This window comes from Paraburkholderia sp. SIMBA_054 (genome assembly GCF_046534875.1).
GTDB classification, from domain to species: domain Bacteria; phylum Pseudomonadota; class Gammaproteobacteria; order Burkholderiales; family Burkholderiaceae; genus Paraburkholderia; species Paraburkholderia hospita.
This window is the reverse complement of record NZ_JAWRXV010000002.1, coordinates 123,407-137,269: the sequence shown is the minus strand read 5'-3', so window position 1 is coordinate 137,269 and position 13,863 is coordinate 123,407. Positions and strand designations below refer to the sequence as shown.

14 protein-coding genes are annotated in these 13,863 nt (G+C 63.3%); 13 read left to right on the top strand and 1 reads right to left on the bottom strand.

Translation table 11 applies throughout. The features are described from left to right. Positions 1-43: 43 nt before the first annotated feature. The 7 genes from SB822_RS03320 (at position 44) to SB822_RS03290 (ending at position 6,221) form a co-directional block, all read left to right on the top strand. Positions 44-679: an L-threonylcarbamoyladenylate synthase gene (locus tag SB822_RS03320; RefSeq protein WP_007580400.1), complete on the top strand. Its 636-nt coding sequence runs from the start codon at positions 44-46 to the stop codon at positions 677-679. Positions 680-737: 58 nt separating this feature from the next. Next, positions 738-1,400, top strand: a complete 663-nt coding sequence (locus SB822_RS03315; RefSeq protein ID WP_007580401.1) for a site-2 protease family protein — start codon at positions 738-740, stop codon at positions 1,398-1,400. A gap of 9 nt (positions 1,401-1,409) precedes the next feature. Next, on the top strand, positions 1,410-2,612 hold the full coding sequence (locus SB822_RS03310; RefSeq protein WP_007580402.1) for a tryptophan--tRNA ligase: 1,203 nt from the start codon (positions 1,410-1,412) through the stop codon (positions 2,610-2,612). Further along, positions 2,612-3,229, top strand: coding sequence for a class I SAM-dependent methyltransferase (locus tag SB822_RS03305; RefSeq protein WP_090835863.1), 618 nt, complete (start codon positions 2,612-2,614; stop codon positions 3,227-3,229). The genes SB822_RS03310 and SB822_RS03305 overlap by 1 nt, the downstream gene beginning before the upstream one ends. 42 nt (positions 3,230-3,271) lie before the next feature. After that, positions 3,272-4,180: a 4-hydroxy-tetrahydrodipicolinate synthase gene (gene dapA / locus SB822_RS03300; protein ID WP_007580404.1), complete on the top strand. Its 909-nt coding sequence runs from the start codon at positions 3,272-3,274 to the stop codon at positions 4,178-4,180. 104 nt (positions 4,181-4,284) lie between these two features. Beyond that, complete coding sequence (bamC, locus tag SB822_RS03295; protein WP_007580405.1) at positions 4,285-5,439, top strand: outer membrane protein assembly factor BamC; 1,155 nt, start codon at positions 4,285-4,287, stop codon at positions 5,437-5,439. 8 nt (positions 5,440-5,447) lie between these two features. After that, complete coding sequence (locus SB822_RS03290) at positions 5,448-6,221, top strand: MBL fold metallo-hydrolase (protein WP_090835862.1); 774 nt, start codon at positions 5,448-5,450, stop codon at positions 6,219-6,221. Positions 6,222-6,313: 92 nt separating this feature from the next. On the opposite strand, the gene SB822_RS03285 is transcribed toward SB822_RS03290, so the two are convergent. After that, positions 6,314-7,012, bottom strand: coding sequence for a Bax inhibitor-1/YccA family protein (locus SB822_RS03285; RefSeq protein ID WP_007580408.1), 699 nt, complete (start codon positions 7,010-7,012; stop codon positions 6,314-6,316). Positions 7,013-7,325: 313 nt separating this feature from the next. On the opposite strand from SB822_RS03285, the gene ndk reads away from it, so the two are divergent. From ndk to SB822_RS03255, 6 genes are all read left to right on the top strand, one after another. Next, positions 7,326-7,751 (top strand): nucleoside-diphosphate kinase, encoded by a 426-nt coding sequence (gene ndk / locus SB822_RS03280; RefSeq protein WP_007580409.1) that lies wholly within the window; start codon positions 7,326-7,328, stop codon positions 7,749-7,751. A 108-nt stretch (positions 7,752-7,859) separates the two neighbouring features. Then, a complete protein-coding gene (gene rlmN, locus SB822_RS03275; RefSeq protein ID WP_007580411.1) occupies positions 7,860-9,008 on the top strand; it encodes a 23S rRNA (adenine(2503)-C(2))-methyltransferase RlmN in 1,149 nt (382 codons plus the stop codon). A gap of 209 nt (positions 9,009-9,217) precedes the next feature. After that, complete coding sequence (locus SB822_RS03270) at positions 9,218-10,303, top strand: helix-turn-helix domain-containing protein (RefSeq protein WP_007580414.1); 1,086 nt, start codon at positions 9,218-9,220, stop codon at positions 10,301-10,303. A 125-nt stretch (positions 10,304-10,428) separates the two neighbouring features. Next, entirely contained in the window at positions 10,429-11,730 is a 1,302-nt protein-coding gene (gene ispG, locus SB822_RS03265; protein ID WP_007580416.1) for a flavodoxin-dependent (E)-4-hydroxy-3-methylbut-2-enyl-diphosphate synthase, read from the top strand. A 31-nt stretch (positions 11,731-11,761) separates the two neighbouring features. Further along, the gene (gene hisS, locus SB822_RS03260; RefSeq protein WP_086910547.1) at positions 11,762-13,102 is read left to right on the top strand and encodes a histidine--tRNA ligase; all 1,341 of its coding nucleotides are present in this window, start codon (positions 11,762-11,764) and stop codon (positions 13,100-13,102) included. A gap of 76 nt (positions 13,103-13,178) precedes the next feature. After that, positions 13,179-13,805, top strand: coding sequence for a tetratricopeptide repeat protein (locus tag SB822_RS03255; RefSeq protein WP_090835861.1), 627 nt, complete (start codon positions 13,179-13,181; stop codon positions 13,803-13,805). The last annotated feature ends 58 nt before the right edge of the window (positions 13,806-13,863 follow it).

Here is a 13,863-nt window from a genome sequence, read left to right as displayed (position 1 = left end):
CTTTGCTTGCTGTCTGCCGATTCCCGACCTTCTGACCGACATCATGTCCCAATATTTTCGGCTTCACCCGGACAATCCGCAGCCGCGGCTGATCAAGCAGGCGGCGCAGATCATCGAAGGCGGCGGCGTGGTCGCGCTGCCGACGGATTCCAGCTACGCGCTCGCGTGCCAGCTCGACAACAAGGATGCTGTCGACCGCGTGCGGCGCATTCGCGGCCTCGACGATCGGCAATTGCTGTCGCTGCTCGTGCGCGATCTGTCCGAGCTGGCGAACTTCGCGCTCGTCGACAATCGCCAATACCGTCTGATCAAATCGGTGACGCCGGGTCCCTACGTGTTCGTGTTGCAGGCGACCAAGGAAGTGCCGCGGCGCCTGTCGCATCCGTCGCGCAAGACGATCGGCCTGCGCGTGCCCGACCACGCGATCACGCTCGCCATCCTCGAAGAACTCGGCGAGCCACTGCTCGGCTCGACGCTGATCCTGCCGGGCGAGACGCAGCCGCTGAACGATCCGGAAGAAATCCGCGAGAAACTGGAAAAGCAACTGGATCTGGTGATCGACGGTGGCGCGTGTCCGTGCGAGCCGTCGACGGTGATCGACCTGACGGGCGAAGAGCCCGTGCTGGTGCGGCCGGGGCGCGGCTCGCTCGCGCCGTTCGGTCTTGAAGAGACGGCATAAAAATCACATGAACGAAAGCCGACAGTGCCGCAAGGCGCCGTTGTTACAATAGAGCGATATGGATTCCTCCCTGATACAGACCATCGTCGTCTACGCATTACCGGTGATCTTCGCGATCACGCTGCACGAGGCGGCTCACGGCTACGTCGCGCGCATGCTCGGCGACAACACCGCGTACGTGCTCGGCCGCGTGTCGTTCAATCCGATGCGGCACATAGACCCGATTGGCACGATCGTGATTCCGCTCGTGCTGTACTTCGCCACGAGCGGCGCATTCATGTTCGGCTACGCGAAGCCCGTGCCCGTCGCGTTCGGCAACCTGCGCAATCCGCGCTGGGGCTCGATGTGGGTCGCGCTCGCCGGGCCGTTGTGCAATTTTGCGCAGGCGCTCATCTGGGGCATATTTGGTGTCGCGCTCGCAGCGATGAATGTCGACGAGCCGTTCTTCACGCGCATGGCGGGTGCGGGCGTCGGCGTGAACCTGGTGCTCGGCGTGCTGAACCTCTTTCCGTTGCCGCCGCTCGACGGCGGCCGCGTGCTGACGGCGCTGTTGCCCGTGCGCCCGGCGATGGCGCTCGCGCGCATCGAGCCATACGGATTCTTCATCGTGATGGCGCTCGTGATGACGGGCACGTTGACGCGCTACTGGCTGCGTCCGCTCGTAAATATCGGCTATGAGGCCGTGACGGTTATCCTGACCCCTCTCGTTTCGCTTCTATAAATCAAAACCATGTACCCCGACCGTATCTTCTCCGGCATGCGGCCTACCGGCTCGCTGCACCTCGGCCACTATCACGGCGTGCTAAAAAACTGGGTGCGTCTGCAATCCGAGTACCCGTGTTTCTTCTGCGTGGTCGACTGGCATGCGCTGACGACGCACTATGAAACGCCGGAAGTCATCGAGAAGAACGTCTGGGATGTGCTGGTCGACTGGCTTGCTTCGGGCATCGATCCGGCGCAGGCGACGCTGTTCATCCAGAGCCGTGTGCCAGAGCACGCCGAACTCTCGCTGCTGCTCGGCATGAGCACGCCGCTCAGCTGGCTCGAACGTGTGCCGACCTACAAGGAGCAGATCGAGAAGCTGCGCGACAAGGACCTCGGCACGTACGGCTTCCTCGGTTATCCCGTGCTGATGGCCGCCGACATCCTGCTGTACCGCGCGTCGCTCGTGCCCGTCGGCGAGGATCAGGTGCCGCACGTCGAAATGGCGCGCGAAATGGCGCGGCGCTTCAACTACATGTACGGGCGCGAACCCGGCTTTGAAGAAAAAGCGAACGAAGCCGCGAAGAAGCTCGGCGGCAAGCGCTCGAAGCTTTATCACGAACTGCGCGTCGCGTATCAGCAGGAAGGCCACGAAGAAGCGCTCGAAAAGGCGCGCGCGATGTTGTCGGAGTCGCAAAGCCTGTCGATGAGCGATCGCGAGCGCCTGTTCGGCTACCTCGAAGGCTCGCGCAAGATCATCCTGCCGGAGCCGCAGGTGCTGCTGACGGAAGCGTCGCGGATGCCCGGCCTCGACGGCCAGAAGATGTCGAAGTCGTACGGCAACACGATCGGCCTGCGCGAAGACGCTGAGACGATCACGAAGAAAGTCCGCACCATGCCGACCGACCCGGCGCGCGTGCGCCGCACCGATCCGGGCGATCCGGACAAGTGCCCGGTATGGCAGCTGCATCAGGTCTACACCGACAGCGAGACGCACGAGTGGGTGCAGAAGGGCTGCCGCACGGCGGGCATTGGGTGCCTGGAGTGCAAGCAGCCGGTGATCGAAGGCATTCTGCGCGAGCAGCAGCCGATGCTCGAACGCGCGCAGAAGTACATGGATGATCCGTCGCTGCTGCGCGCGATCGTCGCCGACGGCTGCGACAAGGCGCGCCGTTTCGCGTCGGAGACGATGCGCGACGTGCGCGAAGCGATGGGCCTGTCGTACACCTGATGACGGACGGCCAGAACCCAGGCGCGTCGGGCGCAAGCCATGCGGCGATCGGTGAGCCGTCGCGCTGGGTGAAGCGCTGGGCGCACCTGGTCGAAGCGGGCGGTGCGGTGCTCGATGTGGCATCGGGAGCTGGGCGGCACGCGCGGTTTTTCGCGTCGCGCGGCCATCCCGTTACGGCAATCGACCGCGATGCCGCCGCTCTGGAGTCGATGAACGGCGTGGACGGCATCACGGCCGTCGCCGCCGATATCGAAAACGGTCCGTGGCCGCTGCCGGCGGATTCGCAATTCGCGGCCGTCGTCGTCACGAACTATCTGCACCGTCCGCTCTTCCCCCAATTGCTGGGCGCGCTGGCGCCTGGCGGCGTGCTGATCTACGAAACGTTCGCGAAGGGCAACGAAACGGTCGGCAAGCCTTCGAACCCCGCTTTTCTGCTCGCGCCCGGTGAGCTGATTGACGCGGTGCGCGGACTGTTACGTGTCGTTGCATTTCAGGATGGATTCCTCGCGGAGCCGCGTCCCGCCTACGTGCAGCGCATTTGCGCGGTGCGCGAGCCGGATGGGTCGGTCGAAACGAAAGATACGGGTGTTCCCCCGCGTTACGATCTGACCGGTTAATCCGCTACAATCGCAGTTTATTGAACAAATTCATGGCGTTTCATGGCTAACGGCACTCAGCAAGACGGCGTCGCGATTCGCGGCAGCATTCCCGCCATCATCACTCCGATGCTCGAAGACGGCAGTCTCGATCTCCCGGCCTTCCGCAAACTGGTCGACTGGCACATCGAAGAGGGTACGAACGGTCTGGTCGTGGTCGGCACGAGCGGCGAGTCGGCGACGCTGTCGGTCGAGGAGCACGTGCTGATGGTCCGGACGGCCGTCGAGCAGGCAGCCGGCCGCATCCCCGTGATCGCGGGGGCGGGCGCCAATTCGACGACGGAAGCCATCGAGCTGACCGAGCAGGCGAAGAAAGTGGGTGCCGATGCCACGCTTCAGGTCGTGCCGTACTACAACAAGCCGACGCAGGAAGGCATCTACCGCCACTTCTCGAAAATCGCCGAAACGGTCGATCTTCCCGTGATCTTGTACAACGTGCCGGGCCGCACGGTCGCGGACATGTCGAACGAGACCATCCTGCGTCTCGCTAACGTGCCGGGCATCATCGGCGTGAAGGAAGCGACGGGCAACATCGATCGCGCTGCGCATCTGATCAAGTCGGCGCCCGCGCACTTCGGCATCTACAGCGGCGACGATCCGACCGCGATTGCGCTGATGCTGCTGGGCGGCCATGGCAATATCTCGGTGACGGCAAACATCGCGCCGCGCCTGATGAGCGACCTGTGCAAGGCCGCGCTCGCAGCCGACGCGAAGACGGCGCGCGAAATCCATCTGAAACTTCTCTCGCTGCACAAGAACCTCTTCATCGAATCGAATCCGATTCCCGCCAAGTGGGCGTTGCAGCAACTGGGCCGCGTCAAGGGCGGCATCCGTCTGCCTCTTACGCCGCTGGACGCGCGTTACCACGACGTGGTTCGCGCCGCGCTGCGCGAGGCTGGGCTGCTCGGCTGAGCGTCTGACATTTCAGGCGCCTCCCGGCATTTTTTCAACTGACGTCGATATCGCCCACGGTCCGCACCGATCCAGGCAGCGCGTTTAGCTTCACGAAGGACCCCATGAAACGTTCCGCACTTTCCCTCCACGCAACGCGCCTGGCGGCGCTGACGCTTGCGGCTGGCTCGATCGCGTCGCTTTCTGGCTGCGAGTCGCTGAACGACATGCTCGCGTCGGACCGAGTGAACTACAAGGCAACCGCGAGTGCGCCGCCGCTCGCCGTGCCTAGCGATCTGTCCGCTGCGCAAATCGACCAGCGCTACGTGGCGCCTCCTGCAGGCGCGGCGCTCGGCGGCGCGCCGCAACGCGCGAAGACAGCGGCGGGCAACCTGACAGAAGGGGTGCCGAGCGCGCAAGACCCGCTGGGCATGCACATCGAGCGCGATGGCGACCGCCGCTGGCTCGTCGTGGACGGACGCTCACCGGAACAGCTGTGGCCGCAGTTGCAGGAATTCTGGACCGAGAACGGTTTCTCGCTGAAGACGGATGCGCCGACCACGGGCATCATGTCGACCGACTGGGCGGAAAACCGCGCCAACATTCCGGACGACTGGTTCCGCCGCACGATCGGCAAGGTCGTCGATTTCGCGTACTCGTCGGGCACGCGCGACAGCTTCCGCACGCTGGTTTCGCGCGATTCGAGCGGCACAGGCGCAACCGATATCTCGATCACGCACTCGGCGATGGAAGAAGTGCTGACGGGACAGGACAAGACCTCGTCGCGCTGGGTCGAGCGTCCGCGCGATCCCGCGCTGGAAGCCGAGTTCCTCGCCAAGCTGATGCAGAAGTTCGGCCTCACCGACGCGCAATCGAAGCAACTGCTGACGGACGCGCGTCCGTCGACGGCGCAGGCGCAGCTCGACAAGAGCGCGGGCGGCGCCACGCTCGACCTGCCTGAATCGTTCGATCGCGCGTGGCTGCGCGTCGGCCTTGCGCTCGACCGTACGAACTTCACCGTCGACAACCGCGATCGCGAAAAGGGCATCTACTACGTGCGCTACGCGGATTCGATGCAGGAACTCAAGCGCGACGGTCTGTTCGGCAAGCTGTTCTATAGCGACAAGAGCGCGAAGAAAGACAGCCACGAATTCCTCGTCAACGTGCGCTCGAAGGGCGACGCGATGACGCAGGTTGCCGTCGTCGACTCGAATGGCCAGGTGGATACGTCGTCGGACGCGCAGCGCATCGTGTCGCTGCTGCATGCGCAACTGAACTAAGGCGGGTCGTGCGATTCGCCAGTCTGGGAAGCGGCAGTGAGGGCAATGCGTTGCTGGTCGAAGCTCAAAGCGGTGTCACGACCACGCGCATCCTGCTGGACTGCGGCTTCTCGGGCAAAGAAGTCGCCCGGCGGCTGGAGCGGCTGGGCGCTGGCGTCGACGAGCTCGACGCCATTCTCATCACGCACGAACACAGCGATCACATCGGCAGCGCGCTGACACTGGCGCGCAAGCTGTCCATTCCGTTGTACATGAGCTGGGGCACCGCGCGCGCCGTGGGCGCCGACGAAGCCGATGTCGATCTGCATGTGCTGTGGGGCGACGAAACCGTCGCGATCGGCGATCTGAGCGTGCTGCCGTACACCGTACCGCACGACGCGCGCGAGCCGCTGCAATACATATTCTCCGATGGTGCATCGCGCCTGGGCGTGCTGACCGACGTCGGCACGTCGACGCCGCACATCAGCGCGGTGCTGAGCGGTTGCGACGCGCTCGTGCTGGAATGCAATCACGATGTGCAGATGCTGGCGGGTTCGCGCTATCCGCCGTCGTTGAAGGCGCGGATCGGCGGTAATCATGGGCATCTGAACAACGACGCGGCGGCGGAGATTCTCGCGTCGCTCGATCGCTCGAAGCTGCGGCATCTTGTGGCGGCGCATCTGAGTCAGCAGAACAATCTACCTGAGCTGGCCCAGGCGGCGATGGCTGGCGTGCTAGGCGCGGCGGCAACAGAAGTGGTGGTGGCGACGCAAAGCGAAGGGTTCGGCTGGTTGAGCCTTTGAGCATCGCCGCTCGCATGGCGCCTTGAAATGAAAAACGCCCGTGACGATTGCTCGTCACGGGCGTTTTGTTTTAGCTAACGATCAGCGTTCGATCAGTTACGGTTGCCGCCGAAGATGCCGAGGAGCGCCAGCAGGTTCACGAACACGTTGTACAGGTCGAGATAGATCGCGAGCGTCGCCGTGATGTAGTTCGTCTCGCCGCCGTTCACGACGCGCTGCACGTCGAACAGCATGTAGGCCGAGAAGATCACGATCGCGAGCACCGACACCGTCAGCATCAGCGCAGGCAGTTGCAGAAACACATTCGCAACCATCGCCAGCAGCAGCACGATCACGCCGACGAACAGCCATTTGCCGAGGCCCGAGAAGTCACGCTTGCTGACTGTGGCGATCGTCGCCATCGCGGCGAAGATCACACCAGTGCCACCGAAGGCGAGCATGATCAGCTGCGGCCCGTTCGAAAAGCCCAGGATGAAGCTCAGCAGGCGCGACAGCATCAGGCCCATGAAGAACGTGAAGCCGAGCAGCACGAACACGCCGACGGAGCTGTCCTTCGTCTTCTGGATCGCGAACATGAAACCGAACGCGATGGCGAAGAACGCCAGCATGCTCATCGCCGGGCTGGTGGCGGCGAACAGCGAGAAGCCGGTGGCGACGCCCACCCACGCGCCGAGGACGGTCGGCACCATCGACAGCGCGAGCAGCCAGTAGGTGTTGCGCAGTACCCGGTTGCGGGTCTCGGCCGTGGTGACGCTGCCGCCCCGGCCAAAGGTATTGGGATAATCGTTCATGGTTTCTCCTTGCGTCAGACGCAGTGTTGCGACGTGGCTTGCAACGGTTTTTGTACGGTGCCGGCTGGCAGTTGCCGCCGTCACGCGAACCCACACCCCTAAGATTAGCGGCGTAGCGGGGAGTTTCAATGCGGCGCACGACACCGTGCGATTACATTGTGTTACCCCATTCTTAGCGCTGACTTAAAGGGCTTGGGCGACTCCAACTTCGACCTTACAGTATCGTAAGGGTTCAATCGCAATCATACACTGGAACATGCTACAATAGCGGATTCATTTAAATCTGTAACCTCTTAAATTTTCTGGAGTTTTTATGGCGATCGAACGCACCCTGTCGATTATCAAGCCGGACGCAGTGGCCAAGAACGTGATCGGCCAGATCTACAGCCGCTTCGAAAACGCTGGCCTGAAGATCGTGGCATCGCGCATGGTTCATCTGTCGCGCGCTGACGCAGAGAAGTTCTACGCTGTGCACGCAGAACGCCCGTTCTTCAAGGATCTGGTTGAGTTCATGATCTCCGGCCCGGTGCAGGTTCAAGTTCTGGAGGGCGAAGGCGCCATCCTGAAGAACCGCGATCTGATGGGTGCAACCGACCCGAAAAAGGCCGACAAGGGCACGATCCGCGCTGACTTCGCTGACAGCATCGACGCGAACGCAGTCCATGGCTCGGACGCAGTGGAAACGGCACGCGGCGAAATCGCGTTCTTCTTCCCGGAAGTCAACGTCTACTCGCGCTAAGCGCTTCGTAGGACAGCAGTAATCGCAGCAGGAGCGGGCGCGAGCGGCATACGCGTTCATGCAGCTTGTTGCATGAACGCAGTCTCGCACTGAATGGCAGGATTCGATATGACGAGCAGTCCCACCGTCAACCTTCTCGATCTCGACGCCGCTGGCCTCGTCGCGTATTGCGACAGCCTCGGCGAGAAGCCGTTTCGCGCCAAGCAATTGCAGCGCTGGTTACACCAGTACAACGCTGCCGACTTCGACGGGATGACCGATCTCGCGAAGTCCTTGCGCGAAAAGCTGAAAGGGCGTGCATCCATCACGATGCCGCCCATCGTCAGCGACCATATTTCCACCGACGGCACACGCAAGTGGCTCGTCGACGTCGGTAACGGCAATGCCGTCGAAACCGTCTTCATCCCCGAAGAAACGCGTGGCACGCTGTGCGTGTCGTCGCAGGCGGGGTGCGCCGTCAACTGCCGTTTCTGTTCGACGGGCAAGCAAGGTTTCTCACGCAATCTCAGCACGGGCGAAATCATCGGCCAGTTGCGCATGGCCGAATTCGCGCTGCGCGCGTCGCTCGGCACGGCCGGCGGGCGCGCGACGGGCGGTGAGGGCAAGGGCGAGCGCGTCGTCACGAACGTCGTGATGATGGGCATGGGCGAGCCGCTGCTCAATTACGACGCCGTCGTGCCGGCTATGCGGCTGATGCTCGACGACAACGCCTACGGTCTGTCGCGCCGGCGCGTCACGTTGTCCACCTCGGGCGTCGTGCCGATGATGGACCGGCTCGGCGCCGATCTGCCTGTGGCACTCGCCGTTTCGCTGCACGCGCCGAACGACGCGCTGCGCGACGTGCTGGTGCCGCTCAACAAGAAGTATCCGCTGCGCGAGCTGATGGCCGCGTGCCAGCGGTATCTGAAAGTCGCGCCGCGCGACTTCATCACGTTCGAATACTGCATGCTCGACGGCGTGAACGACAGCGAAGCGCACGCACGCGAGTTGCTGGCCGTCACACGCGACGTGCCGTGCAAATTCAACCTGATTCCGTTCAATCCGTTCCCGGAATCGGGGTTGTTTCGCTCGAAAAACGAGCAGATCAAGCGTTTCGCGCAAGTGTTGATCGACGCTGGGGTCGTCACGACAGTGCGCAAGACGCGCGGCGACGATATCGACGCCGCCTGCGGTCAGCTGGCAGGCGCAGTCAAGGACCGCACGCGCCTGGCTGAGCGCACCGGCAAGTCGAAGGTCATCGAAGTTCGCGCCGTGTAAGGCCCGCGACAGGCGAAAAGGGGCGGCATGCCAGCAAGCCTCCTCTTCGGGTGCGCCGTGTCGCGTGATGTGAAAAGAAAGTTTGCAAAAGCGATCGGAAGCGGCACGCACAGCCGCACATTTTGTTATAAACGGTCTGCGAAACCGGGCGAGGCAAAAAGCCGCCCGTTCGCATGAGTGATAAAAGAATCGACGCGAAAGGATTTGGGATGAGTGAGCCGCAGCACCCGCAACCGCACGACATGGATACGCATTCGGATCGACCGCTGCCGGCGGCCGTGCCGGCAGCCGTGCCGACCGGGTTCGACTCGCTGGGCGCCGTCGGCGCGCGGCTTGCGCAGTTGCGCGAGTCAAAAGGCTGGTCGGTCGAGGACGTGTCCGCGCGCCTGAAGGTTTCGCCGGGCAAGCTGCGCGGGCTCGAAGCGGGCGATCTCACCCAGTTGCCGGACACCACGTTCGCGCTGGGCGTCTTGCGCAGCTACGCAAAAATGGTGGGTGCCGATCCCGCCCCGATGACGCAGGCATTGCGTCGCGAAAAGGGCGTGCCGGAACCTGCGCTGACCATGCCGGCATCGGCGGGCACGGATCTGCCGCGCGGGAAAGTATCGCTGTCGCTTGGCGGCGGCGCGCCGCGCCGCCGTTCGTGGATGTGGGGCGTCGCGCTCGCCGTGGTGGTGCTGATCGCGCTCGCCATGTGGCATACGAACAATGGTGACTCGACCGCGTGGCTTGCGCGTCTGAAGGGTATCGCCGGCAGTGCGGCGTCGACGGAAACGGCATCGTCGAGCGCAGCACAGGCCGCAAGCGGTTCGGCTGTGACAGGCGAAATCAGCGCGTCGGATTCGGCGGCGCAAACGGATACGCAAGCGGCCGCTGAAGGCGCGTCGGCGACGCCGATGCCCACGCCGCTTCCGATGGCAGGCGTTGCGCCGGCATCGACGGTCGCATCGGCATCGACGCCGGCTGCTGCGGCGCCGAAGGCTGCGAGCGCGGCGCCGGCCGTCGCGGCGGCTGCGTCGGCGAGCGAGTCGCCGGTCGCGCCGGAAGGTTCATCGACGGTCGCGCTGTCGGTCAAGCAGGACAGCTGGTTCAGCGTGCGCCAGAAGGACGGCAAGGAAGTATTCTCCGGACTCGTGCACGCGGGTGAAAGCAAGGAAGTCAGCGGCGTGCCGCCGCTCAAGGTGACGCTCGGCAACAAGGCGGGTCTGGACTCGATCACGCTGGACGGCCAGCCGGTCGATCCGGCCAAATATGTGTCGGCGAAGGGCAATGTGGCACGCTTCGCGCTGCCCTGACGTCAATTCAATCGTGTGCGTCGCGGCTTTTGGGGCCGCGGCGCTTTTTCAATTCACGCGCCGTATTTCTCAACGGGGCCGGACACTTTCCGGGCGGTGAGCAGGCGGTGTAAGCGGGTTTATCGATGCACTCCGATCAAGTGAAATCCAGCAGTCAGATTGTTTCGACCGTGCCGGTGTTCGGCGGTCACGCGCCGCGTCGCCGCTCGAATGCGGTCGACGTCCGTTGGGGCGGCCAGCTCGTGACGATCGGCGGCGACGCGCCCGTGCGCGTGCAGTCGATGACGAACACCGATACGGCAGACGCGATCGGCACGGCAATCCAGATCAAGGAACTTGCGCAGGCTGGCTCGGAACTCGTCCGTATCACGGTCAACACGCCGGAAGCGGCAGCTGCCGTGCCCGCAGTTCGCGAGCAGCTTGACCGTATGGGCGTCACGGTGCCGTTGGTCGGCGATTTCCACTACAACGGCCATCTGCTGCTGCGCGACTATCCGGGCTGCGCCGAATCGCTGTCGAAGTACCGGATCAATCCCGGCAACGTCGGCCAGGGTGCGAAGCGCGACACGCAGTTCGCGCAGATGATCGAAGCGGCCGCGAAGTACGACAAGCCGGTGCGGATCGGCGTGAACTGGGGCAGTCTCGATCAGGACCTGCTCGCGCGGATGATGGACGAAAACGCCACGCGCGCCGAACCGTGGGAAGCGCAAAGCGTGATGTACGAAGCGCTGATCCAGTCGGCGATCGGCTCGGCGGAACGTGCTGTCGAACTCGGCCTTGGGCGCGACAAGATCATCCTGTCGTGCAAGGTGAGCGGCGTGCAGGATCTGATCGCCGTGTACCAGGAACTCGCGCGCCGTTGCGACTTCGCGCTGCACCTTGGCCTGACGGAAGCGGGCATGGGATCGAAGGGCATCGTCGCTTCGACGGCGGCGCTCTCCGTGCTGCTGCAGCAGGGCATCGGCGACACGATCCGTATCTCGCTGACGCCGGAACCGGGCGCATCGCGCACGGGCGAAGTGATCGTCGGCCAGGAAATCCTGCAGACGATGGGCCTGCGCTCGTTCACGCCGATGGTCATCGCGTGCCCCGGCTGTGGCCGCACCACGAGCACGCTGTTCCAGGAACTCGCATCGCAGATTCAAACGTATTTGCGCACGCAAATGCCGATGTGGCGCGACACATATCCCGGCGTCGAGAAGATGCACGTCGCCGTGATGGGTTGCATCGTCAATGGTCCGGGCGAATCGAAGCACGCGAACATCGGTATCAGCCTGCCGGGCTCGGGCGAAAATCCGGCCGCGCCCGTGTTTGTCGACGGCGTGAAGGTCAAGACGCTGCGCGGCGAACACATCGCGCAGGAATTCCAGCAGATCGTGAGCGATTACGTCGAGCGCACCTACGGTCGCGCCGAAGCGACGAACTGATTCGCTCCCCATCCAATCGTCAAGTAGACAGATGACTGAACAGAAGAAGCAGAAGCTCGACAAGTTGTCCGGCGTGAAGGGCATGAACGACATCCTTCCGCAGGACGCCGGCTTGTGGGAATTTTTCGAATCGACGGTCAAGTCGATGCTGCGTTCGTACGGATACCAGAATATCCGCACGCCGATCGTCGAGCACACGCAGCTCTTCACGCGCGGTATCGGCGAAGTGACCGACATCGTCGAGAAAGAGATGTACAGCTTCACCGACGCGCTGAACGGCGAAAACCTGACGATGCGTCCGGAGAACACGGCTGCCGTGGTGCGCGCATCGATCGAACACAACATGCTGTACGACGGCCCGAAGCGCCTGTGGTACATCGGCCCGATGTTCCGTCACGAGCGTCCGCAGCGTGGCCGTTACCGGCAGTTCCACCAGGTGGGTGTCGAGGCGCTCGGCTTCGCCGGCCCGGACACGGACGCTGAGATCATCCTGATGTGCCAGCGTCTGTGGGACGACCTCGGGCTGACGGGCATCAAGCTCGAAATCAACTCGCTGGGTCTCGCTGAAGAGCGTGCAAAGCACCGCGTCGAACTGATCGCGTATCTCGAGAAGCACCTCGACGTGCTCGACGAAGACGCGAAGCGCCGTCTGCACACGAACCCGCTGCGCGTGCTGGATACGAAGAATCCGGCCATGCAGGAAGTCGCGCAGAACGCACCGAAGCTGATCGATTTCCTCGGCGAGGAATCGCGCGCGCACTTTGAAGGGCTGCAGCGCATCCTGAAGGCGAACAACATTCCGTTCACGATCAATCCGCGTCTCGTGCGTGGTCTGGATTATTACAATCTGACTGTGTTCGAATGGGTCACGGACAAACTCGGCGCGCAAGGTACGGTCGCAGCAGGCGGCCGCTACGATCCGCTGATCGAGCAGCTCGGCGGCAAGCCGACGGCGGCGTGCGGCTGGGCAATGGGCATCGAACGCATTCTCGAGCTGCTGAAGGAAGAGAATCTCGTGCCCGAAGCAGAAGGGTGCGATGTGTACGTCGCGCACCAGGGCGATGCGGCCCGCGAGCAGGCGTTCATCGTCGCCGAGCGTCTGCGCGACACGGGCCTCGATGTGATTCTGCATTGCAGTCCTGACGGTCAGGCGTCGAGCTTCAAGTCGCAGATGAAGCGCGCGGACGCAAGCGGCGCGGCGTTCGCCGTGATCCTCGGCGAGGATGAGATCGCGAACGGCACGGCTGGCGTGAAGGCGCTGCGCGACACATCGCAAAGCGACGGAAAGAGCGAGCAACAAACGGTGCCGCTCGAAGACTTGACCGAATATCTAATCAATGCGATGGTTGCGTCCACCGAAGACGACGACTGATCGCGGCGTCATTCGACGGGCCGCACCGGTTGCGGCCCCATTCATATAAAGCACCAGGAAAGGAAAACGCGTCGCGATGAGTTACCACGACGAACAAGAATCGCTTGAAAGCCTGAAAGCATGGTGGGCGCAGTGGGGGAATGGCGTCACGTGGATCGTGCTGGTCGCGCTTGTTGCGGCCGCCGGCTGGAACGGCTGGAACTACTGGCAGCGTCATCAGGCAGCGGAAGCAGCCGTGCTGTACGACCAGGTTCAGCAAGCCACGACGGGCACGGACAAGGCGGCCATCACGCGCGTCGCGACCGACATGGAAGACAAGTTCAGCGGCACGGCTTACGCGCAGATGACGGCGCTCGCAGCCGCGAAGGCGCTGTATGCTGCAGGCGACGAACCGGGCGCGAAAGCGCAACTGCAATGGGCCGTCGACCACGCGAAGGACGACGAATTCAAGCAGATTGCGAAGCTGCGTCTCGCGTCGCTGCTGCTCGATGAAAAAGCCTATGACGCCGGTCTCGCGCTGTTGAACGATCCTTCGGATGCGTTCAAGGGCGTCGTCGCGGATCGCCGCGGCGACCTGCTCGCCGCGCAAGGCAAGCGCGACGATGCACGCACTGCCTACAAGCTCGCGCTCGACTCGCTGCCGAAGAACGATGCCTCGGCCCGTCAACTGATCCAGTTCAAGCTCGACGCGCTGGGCGGCTGAACGTTGCACGCCGCTGCAACGTCCGCCGACAATTTTTGATCAATACAACATACATGCT

Bases quoted from the DNA above. Each gene is read 5' to 3' on its own strand.
- SB822_RS03315 (WP_007580401.1), top strand. From the start codon at position 738: ATGGATTCCTCCCTGATACAGACCATCGTCGTCTACGCATTACCGGTG.
- SB822_RS03310 (WP_007580402.1), top strand. From the start codon at position 1,410: ATGTACCCCGACCGTATCTTCTCCGGCATGCGGCCTACCGGCTCGCTG.
- dapA (WP_007580404.1), top strand. From the start codon at position 3,272: ATGGCTAACGGCACTCAGCAAGACGGCGTCGCGATTCGCGGCAGCATT.
- SB822_RS03270 (WP_007580414.1), top strand. From the start codon at position 9,218: ATGAGTGAGCCGCAGCACCCGCAACCGCACGACATGGATACGCATTCG.
- rlmN (WP_007580411.1), top strand. From the start codon at position 7,860: ATGACGAGCAGTCCCACCGTCAACCTTCTCGATCTCGACGCCGCTGGC.
- hisS (WP_086910547.1), top strand. From the start codon at position 11,762: ATGACTGAACAGAAGAAGCAGAAGCTCGACAAGTTGTCCGGCGTGAAG.
- ndk (WP_007580409.1), top strand. From the start codon at position 7,326: ATGGCGATCGAACGCACCCTGTCGATTATCAAGCCGGACGCAGTGGCC.
- SB822_RS03255 (WP_090835861.1), top strand. From the start codon at position 13,179: ATGAGTTACCACGACGAACAAGAATCGCTTGAAAGCCTGAAAGCATGG.
- ispG (WP_007580416.1), top strand. From the start codon at position 10,429: ATGCACTCCGATCAAGTGAAATCCAGCAGTCAGATTGTTTCGACCGTG.
- bamC (WP_007580405.1), top strand. From the start codon at position 4,285: ATGAAACGTTCCGCACTTTCCCTCCACGCAACGCGCCTGGCGGCGCTG.
- SB822_RS03320 (WP_007580400.1), top strand. From the start codon at position 44: ATGTCCCAATATTTTCGGCTTCACCCGGACAATCCGCAGCCGCGGCTG.
- SB822_RS03305 (WP_090835863.1), top strand. From the start codon at position 2,612: ATGACGGACGGCCAGAACCCAGGCGCGTCGGGCGCAAGCCATGCGGCG.
- SB822_RS03285 (WP_007580408.1), bottom strand. From the start codon at position 7,012: ATGAACGATTATCCCAATACCTTTGGCCGGGGCGGCAGCGTCACCACG.